This is a genomic window from Burkholderia sp. 9775_39, from assembly GCF_015712225.1.
GTDB classification, from domain to species: domain Bacteria; phylum Pseudomonadota; class Gammaproteobacteria; order Burkholderiales; family Burkholderiaceae; genus Burkholderia; species Burkholderia cenocepacia.
In genome coordinates this window covers 21224-39185 of sequence record NZ_JACCQC010000027.1, presented here as the reverse complement: position 1 = coordinate 39185, position 17962 = coordinate 21224, and the positions used below count along the sequence as shown (strand labels likewise).

Here is a 17962-nt window from a genome sequence, read left to right as displayed (position 1 = left end):
ACCGGTGAGGGGCCACGGTTCCGGTATTGACATGTCCGGATGGCTCCGGGACATCTTGGACTGCTAAGGAAAGTAGAAATGGCAGAGCAGAAGGCAACGACGCGTCCGTCGCGTCCGACGATTGACGCAGTGACCGACAACGTACCGCCGCACACTGGCGTGATCGAAAAAGGCGGGTTGACCAATGACCCGCGCCCGACGGTGAGCGGTCGCGGCGACCCTGGCGCGACGATCCATCTTCTGGTGGACGGCATCGAGGTCGGGGCAGCGGTGGTCGGCGCAAACGGCGCATGGAGTTTCGCGCTCACGCAACCGCTGCGCGATGGCGAGTATCGTCTGACCGCGCGGGCCAGCAACGACGTCGGCATGAGCATACCGTCGATGTCTTACGGTATTCAGGTGGACGTGACGCCGCCGTCGCAGCCGAAGATCGATGCGGCGACGGAGAGTGCGCAGCCGATGCTGTCGGGGCGGGCCGAAGCGTACTCGACGGTGACGATCTACGATGGCATGACGGCGCTGGGCACGGTGAAGACGGGCATCGATGGCGCGTGGGTGTTCCAGTTGCCGTCCGGGTTGTCGAACGGCAGTCATGCACTGACGGTGACGGCGCAGGATCCGGCGGGGAACACGAGTGCTCGATCGGAAGGTTTCGACGTGACCATCGGGCCAGTGGCGCCGCCCGTGCCGACCACGAAGGCAATCCTCGACGAGATGGGGCGTGACAGCGGGAATTTCAATTTCGACCGATTGACGAACGACGGAACGGCGGGCCGCCTGTTGAGCGGTCACCTGACGGCGGCGTTGGCGGCGGGCGAAAAGGTGCAGGTGTCGACCGATGGCGGCCGGACCTGGATGGACGCGCTCATGAAGAACGATGGTACGTGGGTGGCGACGGATTCGAACGCGCATGCCGGCAACTGGACGATCCAGACACGGGTGGTCAACGCAACTGGAGAGGCTGGCGCAGTCCATTCGACGGACGTCGTGCTGAAGACGTTTGCGTTACCGCCGACGAGCGTCGAAATGATGAGCGGCGCTGTCGTGGTGAAATTTGCAGGTGCCCAAGTTCAGGCAGGAGCGAAGCTGTCAGTGATGGTCGGTAACGAGATCTTCCTGCATTCCTTGTCTGGGTCGGAAATCGCATCCGGTACGGCGACGCTTGCCCTGCCGAGCGGTGCTTCGGCTATTCCCGCCGTCGCCATTGTCGATGCGGCGGGCAACATTTCTCAGTATCGGCAATCGTCATCGATTTCGTTTAGCGAAAACTTCGATGGAGAGACGCCAGTGTCTCTGTTCAAAGGGCAAACAATATCATTGCCGTATTTCACTTTGACCGGGATCGAAGATAGTGGCCAAAAGTTCTGGAGACAAGGAATCTATGGCAATAAAGGTTTCAATATCGATCCAACCTTTCAGCTGAACGAAGAGCCTTCGACGACCGCCCTGGGTATCACGGGAAAGGTCCGGCTCGATTTGAAGGACGGTTTGAGCGCAACGCACTTCTCTTTCGATGTCGGTGATGTCACTGTCTATGAGAGTATGCACGTGATCTTCCGCGATAGTGCCGGCAAAGTGATCTACACGAGCAATGAGATTAATTACCGCTCTGGTATTCACCAGCATTTCGATATCGACATGCCAGACGGGCAGGCCTTTACTTCGATCGAATTCGCGGCGGCAAAGATAGCGCCTAACTTGAATTTGATATGGGTAGATAACTTCGAGTTTTCAGGAGCGGAGACGAGTAAATTGTTCGATGCGCCGACGCACTATGAGCTTACTGGCGAGAGCGCCTATTACGGCGGCAAGGGCGGCACGATATTTAATGTTGGCGATGTCTCGTATTTTTCCAGCGCTGACAGCGGTGCACACGGTGGAGCGGGGACGGATACGCTGAAACTGAAGGGGGCGAACCAATATCTCGACGTTGCTTCGCTCAATAGTGGAATTTCGGAAAAAATTACTGGAATTGAAGTTATCGATATCACGGGAACCGGCAACAACACATTGAAGCTGTCAGTCAAGGATGTCCTTAACCTGGGACACGAGGACATTTTTAGAGCTGATGGTCATACGCAAATGATGGTGAAGGGTGATGCGGGTGATCGGCTCGAACTTTCAGCGATGTCCGGGCTCGACAACGGGGGGTGGAGCAACGGGGGGATGGTGGCAGTCGACGGTTTGGCGTTCGTGCTTTACGAGAACGCCGCGATGAACGTCGAACTACTGGTGCAAGCGGCCGTCACGACTCAATTGAGCTGATGTGTCTGGCTCCCCGACATGCAGCACGCCGATGCGTGTCGGGGCTTCGCTGCCCGTCAGCGCTGACGCATCGCACCAAGTCTTTCCCTGCATTGTCTGCTGAAGTGCCTCCCTGAGGATCGGAATTCGGACTGGTCCTTATTGATCGGTATTTTCTTTCGGTCTTGTCCCATTTGGGCTCGCGGAAACATTCCGTAAAGTTGTTTCTTCTTAAACGCGGTCCCCGCCGATGACCATCGTCTTCGTAGTTGGCTGGAGCAGCGATTGCTGATCTGGTAGGGCCGGTCTGTACGGCCCATTCATCCTGTCAAGTAGCGCCGTCACCGGGTCCTAGCGTGCGCGGCCTCGGTTCCCTTTGAATTCCCTCGGCTACGCAATGGCAGTGCAGCCTGTTTCGATATGAACGCTCAATCTTCCGATACGGGTAGCGGTAACGAGCCGATCCTGCCTGATTCCCTTGCCCGCGACAGCCTGCTCGATTCGATCGCATGGCTTTGCACGCATTACGGTCTCGGCAGAAGCCATGCGGTCCTGACTTCCGGTCTTGCCAAATACGGCGCACTGACGCCGTTGCTCGCGATCGAGGCGCTCGCTCACGCCGGGCTGGCCGCGAAACTGGTCGCGCGTGCGCCTGCGCAGTTACCCGAGCATCTGCTGCCGGTCGTGCTGTTGCGCCGCAATGGCAGCGCATGTGTACTGCTTGGCCGGCGCATCGACGATTCAGCGGAGCCGGACGCGCAGATCCGCTTTCGCGTCGTGCTGCCCGAATTCGGCGAGGTGCCGGTCGAATGTACGGAAGCGGAGCTGAGCGAGACCTACTCCGGCTACGCGGTGCTCGTGAAGCCCGCAGCGAAGGTCGACGCGCGTCCGGACGACCTGCCGACCGAACCCGCCGGCCACTGGCTGCTGCGCACGCTGTGGCGCTATCGCAGCTATTACGCGAGCGCGGCGCTGGGCGCCTTCCTCATCAACGTGCTGGGCCTCGCCAGCGTGTTCTTCACGATGAATGTCTACGATCGCGTCGTGCCGAACCAGGCGTACGTGACGCTCTGGTCGCTTGCGATCGGGGTCGCGATCGCGATGCTGATGGAAGCGGTGTCGCGGCATGTGCGCGCGCACGTGCTCGATACCGCAGGCAAGAAGGCCGATCTGGTGCTCGGCAGCCTGCTGTTCCGACAGGCGCTGGCGATCCGGATGGAACGCCGACCGGCATCGGCCGGGTCGTTCGCGCACCGGTTGCGCGAGTTCGAGTCGGTACGGGATTTCGCGACGTCGGCGACGCTGTCGGCAGTCTCCGATCTGCCGTTCGTGCTTTTGTTCGTCGCGGTGGTGTTCGCGGTCGGCGGTCCGCTCGGCTGGATTCCGCTGCTGATGATTCCGCTGATCGTCGGTCTCGGCGCGATCGTGCAGTGGCCGCTTGCTCGCGCGATGCGCGAAAACCTGCGCGAGGCGTCGCTCAAGCAAGGTGTGCTGATCGAATCGATCGATGGGCTCGAGACGCTGAAGGCGGTCGGCGGCGAAGGCGCGATGCGCCACCGCTGGGATGCGTTCAGCGCGAAGACGGCGGCCTCATCGATGCAGTCGCGTCAGCTGTCCAGCATGGCGACCAGTTGCGTCGCGTTTCTGCAGCAGATGCAGACCGTGGTAATCGTGATCGCCGGCGTGTACCTGATCGGCGAAGGCAAGCTGACCCAGGGCGCGCTGATCGGCTCGGTAATGCTCGCAGGCCGTGTAACGGCGCCGCTCGGCCAGGTGATGGGGCTCGCGCTGCGTTTCCAGCAGGCGAAGACCGCGCTGCATTCGCTTAACGAACTGATGGCGATGCCAGTCGAGCATGAGCCGGGGCAGGACTATCTGGCGCAGCCGCCACTCAGCGGCCATGTGAAGCTCGATGGCGTGTCGTTCGCGTATCCGTCGGTCGGGCTGCAGGAAAACGCGCCTGCGCTGGACAAGGTGTCGGTGGAGATTCGGCCGGGCGAGCGCGTCGCGATACTCGGGCGGGTCGGCAGCGGGAAATCGACGCTGCTGCGCCTGATCGCGCGGCTTTATCAACCGACCGAGGGCAAGCTGCTCGCCGACGGGCTCGATGCCGCGCAGATCGCGCCGGCCGACTGGCGCCGTGCGTTCGGCTATGTCGGTCAAGATAGCCGGCTGTTTTACGGTTCGCTGCGCGAGAACATCACGATCGGCCGTCCCGATGTGCCGGCCGCTGAACTGCTGCGCGTGCTGAAGCTGACGGGGCTCGATGCGCTGGTCGCCCGGCATCCGATGGGCGTGAATCTGCAGGTGGGCGAGAACGGCCGCGACCTGTCGGGGGGGCAGCGCCAGCTCGTCGCGCTTGCCCGCAGTCTGATCGCGCATCCACGTACATTGCTGCTCGATGAGCCGACGAGCGCGATGGACACGCAGACGGAATCGCTCTTCATCCAGCATTTGGCGCAGGCGAGCGTGGACCAGACGCTCGTCGTGGTGACGCACCGCACGTCGTTGCTGCCGTTGGTCGACCGGATCGTGATCGTCGATCAGGGCAAGGTCGTGATGGATGGAGAGAAGGCTCGCGTGCTGGCGGCGTTGTCGGGTCGGCCCGAGACGGGCGAGCATCATGCGCCACCCGAGTCGAAGCGAAACGGGGTGCCGAAACATCGCGTGGTCGAGCGCGGGGCAGAATCCGGTGCGCCAGCGGAACAGGTGGAGATCGTGGCGTCGTCGGCCGCGGAGGCACCATGATGCGGCACACTCGATCGATTTCGGGCCGCAAGACTGTGCCGCGCCTGCGAGCATGCGATGCCGCCTACATGAACGACATTCGCGAGGCGTTGCTCGTGCGCTCGTCCGCCGGAGCGCAGCTGATTCTCTATCTGATCGCCGTCGTACTCGGTACAGGGCTGGTGTGGGCGCACTTCGCACGTGTCGAGGAGGTCACTCGCAGCGATGCGACGGTCGTATCGCCGAGCCGCGAACAATCGATCCAGAGCCTCGAGGGCGGCATCGTCCAGAGTGTGGCGGTGAGCGAAGGCGACGTGGTCGAAAAGGGGCAGCTGCTCGCGAAGATCGATCCGGCGCGTGCGCAGTCGAGCTATCGCGAAGTATTGGCCAAGGCGCTGGAACTGAAGGCCGGTGTGTCACGCGCGCGTGCCGAAGCTTATGGGGTGCCGCTGGATTTTCCGCAAGACGTGAAGCGCGAATCCGACCTTGTCGCGCAGGCTACCGCAACTTATCGCGCCCGCCGCCGCGCGCTCGACGAGCAGGTCGCCGCGCTGGAAAAGAGCCAGGCGCTGGTACGGCGCGAGATCGCGATGTCGGAGCCGCTCGCGGCGAAGGGGTTGGTCTCCGAAGTCGAGATCCTGCGCATGCGGCGCCAGTCGACGGACATCGCCGCTCAGATCGCCGAGCGCCGGAGCCGCTTCACCGCGGACGCCAGTACCGAGTTGTCGAGGCTCGAACAGGAGCTCGCGCAGACCAACGAGGTGCTGGCCGGGCGCGCGGACGTGCTGGCGCGCACCGATGTCGTCGCGCCGATGCGCGGTGTGGTGAAGAACATCCGTATCCGCACGGCGGGCGGTGTCGTGCAGTCGGGCGAGCACATCATGGAAATCGCGCCATTGGACGGACGGGTGCTGGTCGAGGCGCGGATCAAGCCCTCCGACGTCGCGTTCCTGCGGCCCGGGTTGCCGGTGCTCGTGAAGCTGAGCGCGTACGACTTCGCGATCTACGGCGGACTGCACGGACACGTTGTCAGCCTCGGTCCGGATACGTTGAAGGACGATCAGAAGGCCGCGATGGGGCGCGCCGACGCAAACTATTACCGGCTCATGGTCGAGACGGATTCGGACGCGCTCGTCGCCGCCGGTAAGCGTTTGCCGGTATTGCCGGGCATGCAGGCAACGGTCGATATCCGCACGGGGGAGAAGACGGTGCTCGATTATCTGCTCAAACCGATCTTCAAGGCCCGCGAGGCCTTCAGGGAGCGTTGAGCATGAGCGAGTTTCGAATGGTCGGCACATGCGTCGATGCGCGCGAGTCTCGCACGACGCTTCGTGTCGCTGCATCGGCTGTACTGCTGTTTGTTTCGATGTGGCAGCCGGTGGCGGTCGCGCACGCTGCCAATACCGGGTCGCCGCGTATTGCGGCAGACCTGGCATCGGCCGAACAGCACGCGACATCCGCCGGCCTCGATGTAAGCACGTCGGAATTCGCGTCGAAGCCCGATGATCGCGCGCCGACGCCCGCCCGCGCACGTGCGCTGACGGAGCGCGAATTGCGGCAAATGCTGTATGCCGCGGCGCAAGCCGCCGTCGATGTCAGTCCACAGGTGCGGCGTTTTTACTCGGAGTACCAAGCAGCGCAGGCGGACGTCGATCAAGCAAAAGGTGCGCGCTGGCCGCAATTGCAGTTGAACGGCCAGACGCGCACCGCGCAGTTCGGTTCAAACGCGGGCAGCGCATACGATCCCGGCAACGCACTGAACGTGAATCTGACGACGACGCTGTTCGACTGGGGGCGCACCGCGAAAACGATCGCCAGTCGGCAGGATCTCGCCAGCGCGGGTCAGGAGCGCTACGTTGCGCAGATGGAGGATTCTGCCTATCAGGTCACGGCCACCCTCGTCGAGCTGGGGAAACAGCGGAACATCGCCACGTTGAGCCAGCGCTTCGTTGACCGGATGACGCGCCTCGTGAAGATGCTCGAGGAAATCGTCGCGGTCGATCGCGGCCGCGGCAGCGAACTCACCCAGGCGAAGGCGCGTCTGCTCCAGGCAGAAGCGAGCCGCGATGCGGCGCTGGCGAAATGCCGAACGGTCGAGCTGAATCTTCGCAAGCTGGTGGGCGAGCGGCCGGTGCCGATGCCGCTGGACGCTCGTTGGCCGCTGCATCCCGGCAACCTCGACCGACTGATGTCCGCGCTCGATGAAAATCCGCGTCTTCTGCAGGCACGCGCCGAGGCGAGCGCGGCCGAACTGAATCGCGATGCGGTACGGGCTGCGTCCAGGCCGCAACTGAACTGGGTCGTCAGCACGAATACCGGCCAGGATGCCGTCGGGCGCCGCATGCCGTGGCAGACGATGCTCACGCTGACCTGGAATGCGTTTACCGGGGGCGCCGCGACTGCGGCTACGGACGCGGCGACATTCCGTGCGTCGGCGAGCTGGAGTCAGGCCGAACAGTTGCGTCTGGATCTCGAGTATCAGGTGCGCAGCGCGGAGGAAGACGCGCATGCGTTCGGTGAGCGGGCGGATCAGTATCACGACCTGTCAGTCGAGTCGGCGCGCGTGCGTAGCGCGTTTTTCGACCAGTGGTATCACCTCGGGCGCCGCTCGCTGCTGGACGTGTTGATCGCGGAGAACGACGACTACAACAATCGCGTCAACGAGGTGGTATACCGATTCGACGGCTACGCCGCGACACTGCGAGGCTATGCATCGGCGGGCATGCTCGTGCAATGGCTTCGTGAGGGATGACGTATCGCACGGCATCCGGCGCCGACCGTGCAACGAGGACAATCATGAATCCTGGATCGATCGAGAACTGGTTTGCATTGCCGCCACCAAGGGCGGCCTCGTACCTGCCGGCCCCCTATGGGGTCCGGCGCGGTGTCACCGATCGCTTCGCGCGTCCTTCGCCGGGGGCGGTCTACTTGACGAACTGCCGTTCGACTGTCACTGCCCACGCGTGCGCGGCCGATTTCGGGCACGACAATCTGGCGTGGAGCCGCAAGCCATCGGTGCGCGGCCGCGGTCGTCTCACATCGGCTGCGATCGGCGGCACACTGCTCGGTGTGGTGTTGATGGCGTTGTTCGGCGCGATGACGGAGCAGCGCGGTCATGTGGCTCGGCGAAGCCCGCCGGCGGGGAATGGCGCGTCTGAGGTGGTTGTTGCGACGGCCCCGGAGGCGGTCCTCGCGCCGCCTCCAACGCCCCTTTGGGATTCAACGCCGGCTTCGCCGTCCGCCGCGTTGGTGACCAGCCATGCGGAGGTGTTGCCTCGTCCGGTAAGCGGAGCGAGCGAGCACCCCGTGCCGGCATTGCGACAGGCGCCACGCCGGCGGTCCACCGGGGAGCGGATGCGTGCCCGCGAACCTTGGGACGTGCGCCCCGTATCCGTGACCGCCACGTTGCGTCATGCGCCGGCGAAGCCTCGGCCAACTGGGGCGGCACCTCCTCCCGTCACGCGACCGCCGGACCGGTGCGGTGCCGACTGGCCATGCGGCAACGACCTGCGCGCGTTGCAGGCCGAGCTGAAGCGCTGGGAAGCGCGTCAGCAGCTTCCGGCGGTGGTCGAAAAGCACGCCATGCAGACGTCGGTTCGTTTGATTGACCACCGGCGCGTAACGGAGTGGTGACTCGAGGGCGCTGACGGCCGCTGCTTACCCGGTCGCCAGTGCCGCGCCGGCATTCGTGTCACGCGGTCACTGCAGGATCAGCCGCAGGTGCGCATCGGCCTGCTCGCCCGGCGGCTTCTGGAACCCGCCTTTCGCGAACCGATGCCACCGGCCGATCACGTAGCTGACGAGCAGGCTCGCGCGGGCGCCGGGATCGTAGTCGGCGGGCAGCACGAACGGCGTCGCGCCGTCCTGCGGCGCATTCGCCTCGGTACGCGCGACGCGCAGGCATTGCTTGACGGTCGCCTCGATCCGGTCGAGCAGCTGGTTCACGCGCTCGGTGAGCCGCTCGTCCTCGCCGACCAGCGCCTCGCCGGTCAGCACGCGCGTCATGCCGGGGTTCTTCGCGGCGAAATTGAGCATCGTCAACGCGATCGTGCGGGCCTGCAGCACGCCGTTCGGCTCTTTCGCGACGATCTGGTTGACGAGCCCGAACAGCGCCTGTTCGATGAACTCGATCAACCCTTCGTACATCTTCGCCTTGCTGGTGAAGTGCCGATACAGCGCGGCCTCCGACACGTCGAGCCGGGCCGCGAGCGCGGCGGTCGTGATTTTCTCGGGTTTCGGGGCCTCGAGCATCGCCGCGAGCGTCTGCAGGATCATGACGCGGCGCTCGCCCGGCTTCGGGCGCGGGCGCGAGGGTGTGGCCTGGCCTTCCGTTACGGCTTGGTCCTGCGGGTAAGTCGGCTGCATTTTTGTCGCCCCGATCGTGTGCCCAGTCGCAGCGATTTTAACGAACGAATGCGCTGGTCGACATAATGCGGACGTCCGGTCGCCGGCAGATGGCCGGGCAAGTGGCCGGTGATCCATATCGTGCCGATGCCCAGACGCTTGTAGCGCTTCAGGTGGCCGCGCGTATCCTCGACGAGGATCGCGTCGGCGAGCTGTGCGTGCGCGGCGCGCAGCGTCCGGCGCAGCATCGTGTGATCGGGCTTCGCGCGCCACGTGCGGCGGTCGCGCATGTGCTCGATCGCGATCACGCGCTCGAACAGCCGCTCGATGCCCAGCTCGCGCAGCACCGCGCGCGCATAGTTTTCCGGCGCGTTGGTCAGGATCAGCTTGCGGCCCGGCAGCGCGGCGACGATCCGCGCGAGGCCACGCTCGGCCCGCACCATCGCGGGCAGGTCGGAAAACGTGTGGACCACGCGCAGGAAATCGTGCGGGTCGATCGGGTGATGGCGCGTGAGACCGAGCAGCGCGGCGCCGTAGCGCTCGGTGTAGCCGGTGCGCAGGCGGTCGGCTTCGGCGCGCCCGACCTGCAGCGCGTCGATGATGTATTGCGTCATCGCACGGTTGATCTCGGGAAAGATCGCATGCGATGCGTGGTGCAGCGTGTTGTCCAGATCGAACAACCAGACCGGCGCGCCGGCGCGCGGCCGGCTGCGCGAGATGCGCCGGCGCCGCAGCGGGGCCGGCAGGTCGGGGCGGGCAGGCGGGCGGCGCGCGCTCAATGCGAGCGGATCATCGTGCCGAACGGCTGCTCGGTCAGGATTTCCAGCAGCACCGAATGCTCGATCCGGCCGTCGACGATGTGCACCGACTTCACGCCGCTCTTCGCGGCGTCGAGCGCCGACGAGATCTTCGGCAGCATGCCGCCGGAGATCGTGCCGTCCTCGAACAGCGCGTCGATCTCGCGGGCGGACAGATCGGTCAGCAGGTTGCCGTCCTTGTCCATCACGCCCGGGATGTTGGTCATCATCAGCAGTTTCTCGGCGTTCAGCACCGTGGCGAGCTTGCCCGCGACCAGATCCGCGTTGATGTTGTACGACAGGCCGTCTTCACCGAAGCCGATCGGCGAGATCACCGGGATGAACGCGTCGTCCTGCAGCGCCTTCACGACCGCCGGGTTGATCGCCTCGACTTCGCCGACCTGGCCGATGTCGATGTACTGGCCCGGGTTGTCGCGGTCCGGCATCAGCAGCTTGCGCGCGTGGATCAGGCCGCCGTCCTTGCCCGTCAGGCCCACCGCGTGGCCGCCGAAGTGGTTGATCAGCATCACGATGTCCTGCTGCACTTCGCCGCCCAGCACCCATTCGACGACTTCCATCGTCTCTTCGTCGGTGACGCGCATGCCCTGGATGAAGGTGCCGGCCTTGCCGATCTTCTTCAGCGCGTGATCGATCTGCGGACCGCCGCCGTGGACGATCACCGGATTGATGCCGACCAGTTTCAGCAGGATCACGTCGCGCGCGAAGCCCTGCTTGAGCCGCTCTTCCGTCATCGCGTTGCCGCCGTATTTGATGACCACGGTCTTGCCGTGGTAACGACGGATGTACGGCAGCGCCTCCGCGAGGATTTCTGCTTTCAGCGTGGGGGCGATCTGCGAGAGGTCGATGGGCTCGGACATGGCGGCGGCTCTGGCTGGGAACGGTTGAAACAGGCCGAATTGTACAGGAGTGGCGCAGCGCAGCATCGGGTTTTTGGGCCGATCGGAACACCGGCGGCGCGCCGCGGCATCGCACGCGGCGGCCCGCCGGCTATGGCGCGGCGCGATTCGGACGGCGCCGCGCGGGCGGCACCGGCGGGCTGGCGCGCGCGTGTTTGCGGTGGAGCCTGGCCAGGCGGCCGACGTGCAAAATCCGGCCGCCGCGCTATGCTTGTCGCGTGGGGCGATGTCCCGCCCGCTTCCGCGATTGCGCCATGACCGATTCCGCCGCCGACGCCCGTTCCGCTCCGCGCCGTGCGCGCTGCCCGCGCTGCGGGCGCGGCTTCGACTGCGGCGCGCACACGCAGCCGTTCGACTGCTGGTGCGCGTCGATGCCGGTGCCGCCCGGCGGTACGCCGCCCGCGGCCGGCGCGCGGTGCCGGTGCCCCGAGTGCCTGGCCGACGAGATCGCGCAGCGCATGGCCGGCGCGGCCGGTTGACGGTGCCGCGCCACGCACGCGCCTCGCCCGTTCGCGTGCGCCGATCCGGCCCCGCTAGAGGCGCCGGGCGCTAAACGGGTAAACTGCTCGGATGCAACGAATCACCACCACCGGGCGCGTCAACCTCAGTCACCTGTTCTGGCTCCGTAATCTCGCGATCATCGGCCAGCTCGTGACGATCGGCGTCGTGCAGACCTATTTCGGCGTGCATCTGCCGTTGCCGGCGATGCTGATGGTCATCGCGCTCGAAATCGTTTTCAACGCGCTGACCTGGGTGCGCGTGCTGCGTGCGCGGCCCGAGACCAATTTCGAGCTGCTCGGCCAGCTGTGGGTCGACCTCGGCGCGCTGTCCGCGCTGCTGTTCCTGTCGGGCGGGACGACCAACCCGTTCGTGTCGCTGTACCTGCCGTCGCTCGCGATCGCGGCGGCCGTGCTGCCGTGGCACCTGATGATCTGGCTCGCGGCGTTTGCGGTCGCCTGCTACGCGGCGCTCGGCTTCGACTCGGTGCCGCTCAACATGGACAACCCGGCGAACCTGTTCGATTACTACCGTACCGGCATGTGGGCGAACTTCATGGTCAGCGTCGGGCTGATCGCGTGGTTCGTCGCGCGCATGTCGAATGCGCTGCGCCAGCGCGACGCGGCGCTCGGCGAGGCGCAGGCGCATCTGCTGCGCGACGAGCGGGCGGTCGCGCTCGGCGTGCAGGCCGCCACCGTCGCGCATGAAATGGGCACGCCGCTGTCGACCATCGCGATGCTCGCCGAGGAGTTGCGCGACGCGGCGCGCGCCGATCCTGGGCTGGCGCGCTACGAGGCCGACCTGAAGGTGCTCGAGGAACAGATGACGCTGTGCACGTCGGCGCTCGCGCGCCTGCGCAGCCGCGCGAGCGCGCCGGCGAGCCGCCAGCCGGTGGACGACTGGCTCGACACGTTCGTCGAGCACTGGCGCCTGCGGCATCCGCACGTGCAGTTCGAACTGCTCGGCGCGCGCCCGGCCGGCGTCGCGCTCGACGATACGGTCGCGGCCGGCCAGATCCTGACGATCCTGCTCGACAACGCCGCGCGCGCGAGCCCGCAGCGCGTGACGCTCGCCGCGAAGGTCGCGCACGATCGCGCGGCCGACGAAATCGAATTCGAGGTATGCGACGATGGGCCGGGCATTCCGGCCGCGCTGCGCGAATCGCTCGGCGCGATGCCGGTCGACAGCACGCAGGGCGGGCACGGCGTCGGCCTGTATCTCGCGTTCAGTGCGGCCGCGCGGCTCGGCGGCGAGATCGAACTGTCCGATGTCACGCCGCGCGCGGCGGGCGGCAACGGGCGGGCCGGCGGTGCGGCAAATGGCCACGCGGCGGCGGCCTCGGGACAACGCGCGGGATCACGCACGGGTGCACCGGCAGCCGAACGGCCAGCCGGCACGCCGGACAGCCGCCCGGCCGGCGCCGCGGCCGGGCGCGGCACGCGGGCCGTGCTGCGCCTGCCGGTCGTGCGCGTCGCGATGCCGGCGGCTTCAACCAACACGTAGACGGAGAAACCCCATGAGCGAGAACAATTTCCTGGTGATCGACGACAACGAGGTGTTCGCGGGCACGCTCGCGCGCGGCCTCGAGCGCCGCGGTTACGCGGTCCAGCAGGCGCACGACAAGGAGGCGGCGCTCCGGCTCGCCGCGGGCGGCAAGTTCCAGTTCATCACCGTCGACCTGCATCTCGGCGAGGATTCGGGGCTGAGCCTGATCGCGCCGTTGTGCGACCTGCAGCCCGATGCGCGCATTCTCGTGCTGACCGGCTACGCGAGCATCGCGACCGCCGTGCAGGCCGTGAAGGAAGGCGCCGACAACTATCTCGCGAAGCCGGCGAACGTCGAGTCGATCCTGGCCGCGCTGCAGACCAACGCGACCGAAGTGCAGGCCGAAGAAGCGCTCGAGAATCCGGTCGTGCTGTCGGTGGACCGGCTCGAATGGGAGCACATCCAGCGCGTGCTGGCCGAGAACAACAACAACATCTCGGCGACCGCGCGCGCGCTGAACATGCACCGCCGCACGCTGCAGCGCAAGCTCGCGAAGAAGCCGGTGCGGCAGTAAGCGGCGCACCAACGAAAACGGGCGACCCCCGACGGGGCCGCCCGCTTCTCATCCGGCGCCGCGCGCGTTACAGCACGTAGCGCGACAGGTCTTCGTCCTGCGACACTTCGCCGAGCGCGCGGTCGACATACTTCGCGTCGATCGTCACGCGCTCGCCGGCGTGGTTGCCCGCCGAGAACGACACTTCCTCGAGCAGCTTCTCGATCACCGTGTACAGCCGGCGCGCGCCGATGTTCTCGGTTTTCTCGTTGACCGCGAACGCGATCTCGGCGAGGCGCCGGATGCCGTCGTCGGCGAATTCGAGCTGCACGTCTTCGGTCGCGAGCAGCGCCTGGTACTGCTTGACGAGGCTCGCGTCGGTCGCGACGAGGATTGCCTCGAAGTCGTTCACCGACAGCGAATCGAGCTCGACGCGGATCGGGAAGCGGCCCTGCAGTTCGGGAATCAGGTCGCTCGGTTTCGCGAGGTGGAACGCGCCGCTGGCGATGAACAGGATGTGATCGGTCTTCACCATCCCGTACTTCGTGTTGACCGTCGTGCCTTCGACGAGCGGCAGCAGGTCGCGCTGCACGCCCTGGCGCGACACTTCGCCGCCGCTGCCTTCGTTGTTGCGTGACGTGATCTTGTCGATCTCGTCGAGGAACACGATGCCGTTCTGCTCGACGTTCTGCACGGCCTTCGTCTTCACTTCCTCTTCGTTCAGCATCTTCGCCGCTTCCTCGTCGGTCAGCAGCTTCAGCGCTTCCTTGATCTTCACCTTGCGGCGCTGCTTCTTGCCGCTGCCGAGGTTCGAGAACATCGAGCGGATCTGCTCGGTCATCTCTTCCATCCCCGGCGGCGCCATGATGTCCATGCCGACCGACGGCTGCTCGAGGTCGAGCTCGACTTCCTTGTCGTCGAGCTGACCTTCGCGCAGGCGCTTGCGGAAGGTCTGGCGCGTCGCGTTGTTGTCGTCGTTCGCGTGCTCGGCGTTGCCGCCGAAGCCCACCGCGCGCGGTTGCGGCAGCAGGATGTCGAGGATGCGGTCTTCCGCCTGGTCGGTCGCCTTGCTGCGCACCTTGCGCATTTCGGCTTCGCGCGTCTGCTTGACCGAGATCTCGATCAGGTCGCGCACGATGCTGTCGACGTCGCGGCCGACGTAGCCGACTTCGGTGAACTTGGTCGCTTCGATCTTGATGAACGGCGCGTCGGCGAGCTTCGCGAGGCGGCGCGCGATTTCGGTCTTGCCGACGCCCGTCGGCCCGATCATCAGGATGTTCTTCGGCGTGATTTCCTGGCGCAGCGGCTCGGCGACCTGCTGGCGGCGCCAGCGATTGCGCAGCGCGACGGCGACGGCCTTCTTCGCCTTCGCCTGGCCGATGATGTGCTTGTCGAGTTCCGAGACGATCTCGGCAGGGGTCATGGTGCTCATGGGGTGTCCTTACTCGATCGTTTCGATGATGCGGTTGTGGTTCGTGTAGATGCACATGTCGCCGGCGATCCCGAGCGACTTCTCGACGATTTCGCGCGGCGACAGGTCGGTGTTCTCGACGAGCGCGCGGGCCGCGGCCTGCGCGTACGCGCCGCCCGAGCCGATCGCGCAGATGCCGCCTTCGGGGTCGAGCACGTCGCCGTTGCCGGTGATCACGAGCGTGGTGGTGGCATCGGCCGTGATCAGCATCGCCTCGAGGCGGCGCAGCATCCGGTCGGTGCGCCAGTCCTTCGCGAGCTCGACGGCCGCGCGGGTCAGGTTGCCCTGGTGCTTCTCGAGCTTCGCCTCGAAGCGGTCGAGCAGCGAGAACGCATCGGCGGTGCCGCCCGCGAATCCGACCAGCACCTGGTTGTTGTAGATTCGCCGCACTTTCCGCGCGCCACCCTTCATGACGATGTTGCCGAGGGTTACCTGGCCGTCGCCGCCGAGCGCGACCTTGTCGCCGCGCCGGACCGAAACGATGGTCGTGCCGTGAAATTGCTCCATCTGCGTTCCTTGAGAAAAACGGGGAAGAGTCGGGCGGCGCGACGCGCCGCCGCGTGAATCCGCAGTGCGCCGGGGAGCGGCCCGGCGCGCGTCCGTTTCATTTTAGGGCGGGCGCCGGGATATCAAGAGGGGGAGGCAAATCGGCCGGCAGCCGGGAACCGGTGCCGGAAAACAAAAAGCGCGCGGCAGGCCGCGCGCTTTCGGGAAGCAGCGTGTCTGAGCGGAATACCGCTCGATCAGTCGCCGAACAGCTTCTGGCGCAGCTCGCGGCGCTCCTGCGCCTCGAGCGACAGCGTGGCGGTCGGACGCGCGAGCAGGCGCGGAATGCCGATCGGCTCGCCGGTTTCCTCACACCAGCCGTAATCGCCGGAATCGATGCGGGCGAGCGACTGCTGAACCTTCTTGAGGAGCTTGCGTTCGCGATCGCGCGTACGCAGCTCGAGCGCGTGCTCTTCCTCGATCGTCGCGCGGTCGGCGGGATCGGGAACGATCACCGTCTCGCGCAGGTTCTCGGTCGTCTGGCCTGCATTCTTGAGGATGTCCGCCTGCAACTGTTCGAGCCGATTTTTGAAGAAGGCGAGCTGATCCTCATTCATGTAATCCTTGTCGCTCATCTTCAGGATTTCGGCTTCGGTCAAGAGTTTCTTCGTCATCTGCTTGCTTCTTCAATGTGCGGCAAATCAAGAGATATTGCCTGCACTTTGGGATTACCCGCAACCGCGCTTGCAATCATTTGCGATTTGCCGCCGCGGGGCCGAAAGCCTCTGGAAAACCGGTTCTCAAATACCAGGATAGGCCTGGCGCGGATTTGCGCGCGCTGCGAACCGGTGTGCTGCGCGGCAGATCGCATCGGCCGCGGCCGGGAGGCGGATGGGCGATCCGGCGCGGTTGCGATGCCCGGAAAACTGGTTCAGCAAGAACCGGGCCTGTTTGTTGCCGTACTCCAGCGGGCACGTATTGTAACTGAATCGCAAGCGGCCGCCGTATCGGGTCGATCCCCGTCGGCCGCGCCAATATCTAGAAAATATAACGCGCAAATCGCGAAAAAGCGATGACGGCGAAACCCTGCCCGGAAAAGGCGTCGCGCGGCTGCCGCAGCCGCCTGCGAAGGCGGCCGGCAGCGGGGTGCGGCAGGCGCCCGCGCGGGTCAGGCGAGGCAGGCGTCGAGGCCGTCGGTGATCAGGTCCTGCGGCAGGTCGACGCCGATGAACACCATCTTGTTGGTTTTCTTCTCGACCGGCAGCCACTTCGCCGCGAGGTCGCTGCCCATCATCTGGTGCACGCCCTGGAACACGACCTTGCGGTCGACGCCCTTCATGTACAGCACGCCCTTGTAGCGCAGCATGCGCTCGCCGTAGATCTGCAGGATGCCGCCGAGGAAGTCTTCCAGCTTGTTCGGATCGAACGGGCGGTCGTTGCGGTACACGAACGACTTGATCTTGTCGTCGTGGTGCGCGTGGTGATGGTTGTGGTGGTCGTGGTCGTGATCGTGCGCGCATTGGCCGTGATCGTGGTCGCAATTCGCGTGATCGTGATCATGGTCGTGATCGTGGTGGTGGTGCGCGTGATCGTCCTCGGCGAGGAAATCGGGATCGATCTCGAGCTTCGCGTTCAGGTTGAAGCCGCGCAGGTCGAAGATTTCCTTGATGTCCGCTTCGCCAAAATTCACGACCTTGATCGCGGCCTTCGGGTTCATGTGCATCAGGCGGTGCTTGAGGCCCGCGACGGTCTGGTCGTCGACGAGGTCCGACTTCGTGATGAACAGGCGGTCGGCGAAACCGACCTGGCGCTGCACCACTTCGTGTTCGTCGAGCTGCGCGTTCGCGTGCTTCGCGTCGACCAGCGTGATGACCGCGTCGAGCAGGAAATCGTCGGCGATTTCGCTGTCGATGAAGAACGTTTGTGCGACGGGGCCCGGGTTCGCGAGGCCGGTCGTCTCGATCACGATGCGGTCGAAGTCGAGCTTGCCTTCGCGCTTCTTCGCGGCCAGATCGCCGAGCGCGCGGGCGAGGTCGCCGCGGATCGTGCAGCAGATGCAGCCGTTGCTCATCTGGATGATCTGCTCGTTCGAATCCTGCACGAGGATTTCGTTGTCGATGTTCTCTTCGCCGAACTCGTTCTCGATCACGGCGATCTTCATGCCGTGCTGTTCGTTCAGGATGCGCTTGAGCAGCGTCGTCTTGCCGCTGCCGAGGAAGCCGGTAAGGATGGTGACGGGAGTGGCCATGTCGGTCGCCTGTGGTTCGTGAATCGGGGTCAAAACCAGGATGTGCGTCGCGCCCTCGCGCTGCGAGCCGGGGCGCACAACCATCCATTGAAACATACCTGTCAAGCCCCCGCCCATCGTCCGGACGACAGGGGCGAGGCGCGGCCCGACAGGCGGAGCTGGCGGACCGGGTGTCCGCCAAGATCGGGGCGA

15 protein-coding genes are annotated in these 17962 nt (G+C 65.4%); 8 read left to right on the top strand and 7 right to left on the bottom strand.

Annotation, left to right across the window (positions count from 1 at the left end; translation table 11 throughout):
* Window positions 1-78 precede the first annotated feature (78 nt).
* The 5 genes from H0X90_RS28480 to H0X90_RS28460 all read left to right on the top strand — a co-directional run bounded on the left by H0X90_RS28480 (window position 79) and on the right by H0X90_RS28460 (window position 8604).
* Window positions 79-2265 carry an Ig-like domain-containing protein gene (locus tag H0X90_RS28480; protein WP_171984117.1) on the top strand — a complete coding sequence of 729 codons (2187 nt, stop codon included), beginning with the start codon at window positions 79-81 and terminating at the stop codon, window positions 2263-2265.
* A 399-nt stretch (window positions 2266-2664) separates the two neighbouring features.
* On the top strand, window positions 2665-4992 hold the full coding sequence (locus H0X90_RS28475) for a type I secretion system permease/ATPase (protein WP_077188752.1): 2328 nt from the start codon (window positions 2665-2667) through the stop codon (window positions 4990-4992).
* Complete coding sequence (locus tag H0X90_RS28470; RefSeq protein WP_077188751.1) at window positions 4989-6239, top strand: HlyD family type I secretion periplasmic adaptor subunit; 1251 nt, start codon at window positions 4989-4991, stop codon at window positions 6237-6239. The genes H0X90_RS28475 and H0X90_RS28470 overlap by 4 nt, the downstream gene beginning before the upstream one ends.
* Before the next feature lie 2 nt (window positions 6240-6241).
* Window positions 6242-7723, top strand: a complete 1482-nt coding sequence (locus tag H0X90_RS28465) for a TolC family protein (protein ID WP_077188750.1) — start codon at window positions 6242-6244, stop codon at window positions 7721-7723.
* A gap of 44 nt (window positions 7724-7767) precedes the next feature.
* The gene (locus H0X90_RS28460) at window positions 7768-8604 is read left to right on the top strand and encodes a hypothetical protein (RefSeq protein WP_125345960.1); all 837 of its coding nucleotides are present in this window, start codon (window positions 7768-7770) and stop codon (window positions 8602-8604) included.
* A gap of 66 nt (window positions 8605-8670) precedes the next feature.
* Here the strand turns inward: H0X90_RS28460 and slmA are convergent, their stop codons facing one another.
* The 3 genes from slmA to argB are packed head-to-tail and all read right to left on the bottom strand — an operon-like array spanning window position 8671 to window position 10990.
* Window positions 8671-9336, bottom strand: coding sequence for a nucleoid occlusion factor SlmA (slmA, locus tag H0X90_RS28455; RefSeq protein WP_012492337.1), 666 nt, complete (start codon window positions 9334-9336; stop codon window positions 8671-8673).
* Complete coding sequence (locus H0X90_RS28450) at window positions 9303-10094, bottom strand: pyrimidine 5'-nucleotidase (protein ID WP_077188749.1); 792 nt, start codon at window positions 10092-10094, stop codon at window positions 9303-9305. The genes slmA and H0X90_RS28450 overlap by 34 nt, the downstream gene beginning before the upstream one ends.
* Window positions 10091-10990 (bottom strand): acetylglutamate kinase, encoded by a 900-nt coding sequence (gene argB, locus H0X90_RS28445; protein ID WP_006490510.1) that lies wholly within the window; start codon window positions 10988-10990, stop codon window positions 10091-10093. Before argB ends, H0X90_RS28450 begins: the two co-directional genes overlap by 4 nt.
* Before the next feature lie 293 nt (window positions 10991-11283).
* Here argB and H0X90_RS28440 point away from each other — a divergent pair, with 293 nt between their 5' ends.
* The 3 genes from H0X90_RS28440 to H0X90_RS28430 all read left to right on the top strand — a co-directional run bounded on the left by H0X90_RS28440 (window position 11284) and on the right by H0X90_RS28430 (window position 13586).
* Entirely contained in the window at window positions 11284-11508 is a 225-nt protein-coding gene (locus tag H0X90_RS28440) for a cysteine-rich CWC family protein (protein ID WP_006495544.1), read from the top strand.
* 91 nt (window positions 11509-11599) lie between these two features.
* The gene (locus H0X90_RS28435; protein ID WP_006495543.1) at window positions 11600-13030 is read left to right on the top strand and encodes an ATP-binding protein; all 1431 of its coding nucleotides are present in this window, start codon (window positions 11600-11602) and stop codon (window positions 13028-13030) included.
* A gap of 13 nt (window positions 13031-13043) precedes the next feature.
* The gene (locus H0X90_RS28430; RefSeq protein WP_006483687.1) at window positions 13044-13586 is read left to right on the top strand and encodes a response regulator transcription factor; all 543 of its coding nucleotides are present in this window, start codon (window positions 13044-13046) and stop codon (window positions 13584-13586) included.
* Window positions 13587-13653: 67 nt separating this feature from the next.
* On the opposite strand, the gene hslU is transcribed toward H0X90_RS28430, so the two are convergent.
* From hslU to H0X90_RS28410, 4 genes are all read right to left on the bottom strand, one after another.
* Complete coding sequence (gene hslU / locus H0X90_RS28425; RefSeq protein ID WP_006495542.1) at window positions 13654-14997, bottom strand: ATP-dependent protease ATPase subunit HslU; 1344 nt, start codon at window positions 14995-14997, stop codon at window positions 13654-13656.
* A 9-nt stretch (window positions 14998-15006) separates the two neighbouring features.
* The gene (gene hslV, locus H0X90_RS28420) at window positions 15007-15543 is read right to left on the bottom strand and encodes an ATP-dependent protease subunit HslV (protein ID WP_006483683.1); all 537 of its coding nucleotides are present in this window, start codon (window positions 15541-15543) and stop codon (window positions 15007-15009) included.
* A 236-nt stretch (window positions 15544-15779) separates the two neighbouring features.
* Window positions 15780-16196: an RNA polymerase-binding protein DksA gene (gene dksA / locus H0X90_RS28415; RefSeq protein WP_006477498.1), complete on the bottom strand. Its 417-nt coding sequence runs from the start codon at window positions 16194-16196 to the stop codon at window positions 15780-15782.
* A 494-nt stretch (window positions 16197-16690) separates the two neighbouring features.
* On the bottom strand, window positions 16691-17866 hold the full coding sequence (locus tag H0X90_RS28410; RefSeq protein ID WP_171984119.1) for a GTP-binding protein: 1176 nt from the start codon (window positions 17864-17866) through the stop codon (window positions 16691-16693).
* Window positions 17867-17962 lie beyond the last annotated feature (96 nt).

Bases quoted from the DNA above. Each gene is read 5' to 3' on its own strand.
- H0X90_RS28480 (WP_171984117.1), top strand. From the start codon at position 79: ATGGCAGAGCAGAAGGCAACGACGCGTCCGTCGCGTCCGACGATTGAC.
- H0X90_RS28475 (WP_077188752.1), top strand. From the start codon at position 2,665: ATGAACGCTCAATCTTCCGATACGGGTAGCGGTAACGAGCCGATCCTG.
- H0X90_RS28470 (WP_077188751.1), top strand. From the start codon at position 4,989: ATGATGCGGCACACTCGATCGATTTCGGGCCGCAAGACTGTGCCGCGC.
- H0X90_RS28465 (WP_077188750.1), top strand. From the start codon at position 6,242: ATGAGCGAGTTTCGAATGGTCGGCACATGCGTCGATGCGCGCGAGTCT.
- H0X90_RS28460 (WP_125345960.1), top strand. From the start codon at position 7,768: ATGAATCCTGGATCGATCGAGAACTGGTTTGCATTGCCGCCACCAAGG.
- slmA (WP_012492337.1), bottom strand. From the start codon at position 9,336: ATGCAGCCGACTTACCCGCAGGACCAAGCCGTAACGGAAGGCCAGGCC.
- argB (WP_006490510.1), bottom strand. From the start codon at position 10,990: ATGTCCGAGCCCATCGACCTCTCGCAGATCGCCCCCACGCTGAAAGCA.
- H0X90_RS28440 (WP_006495544.1), top strand. From the start codon at position 11,284: ATGACCGATTCCGCCGCCGACGCCCGTTCCGCTCCGCGCCGTGCGCGC.
- H0X90_RS28435 (WP_006495543.1), top strand. From the start codon at position 11,600: ATGCAACGAATCACCACCACCGGGCGCGTCAACCTCAGTCACCTGTTC.
- H0X90_RS28430 (WP_006483687.1), top strand. From the start codon at position 13,044: ATGAGCGAGAACAATTTCCTGGTGATCGACGACAACGAGGTGTTCGCG.
- hslU (WP_006495542.1), bottom strand. From the start codon at position 14,997: ATGAGCACCATGACCCCTGCCGAGATCGTCTCGGAACTCGACAAGCAC.
- hslV (WP_006483683.1), bottom strand. From the start codon at position 15,543: ATGGAGCAATTTCACGGCACGACCATCGTTTCGGTCCGGCGCGGCGAC.
- dksA (WP_006477498.1), bottom strand. From the start codon at position 16,196: ATGACGAAGAAACTCTTGACCGAAGCCGAAATCCTGAAGATGAGCGAC.
- H0X90_RS28410 (WP_171984119.1), bottom strand. From the start codon at position 17,866: ATGTTTCAATGGATGGTTGTGCGCCCCGGCTCGCAGCGCGAGGGCGCG.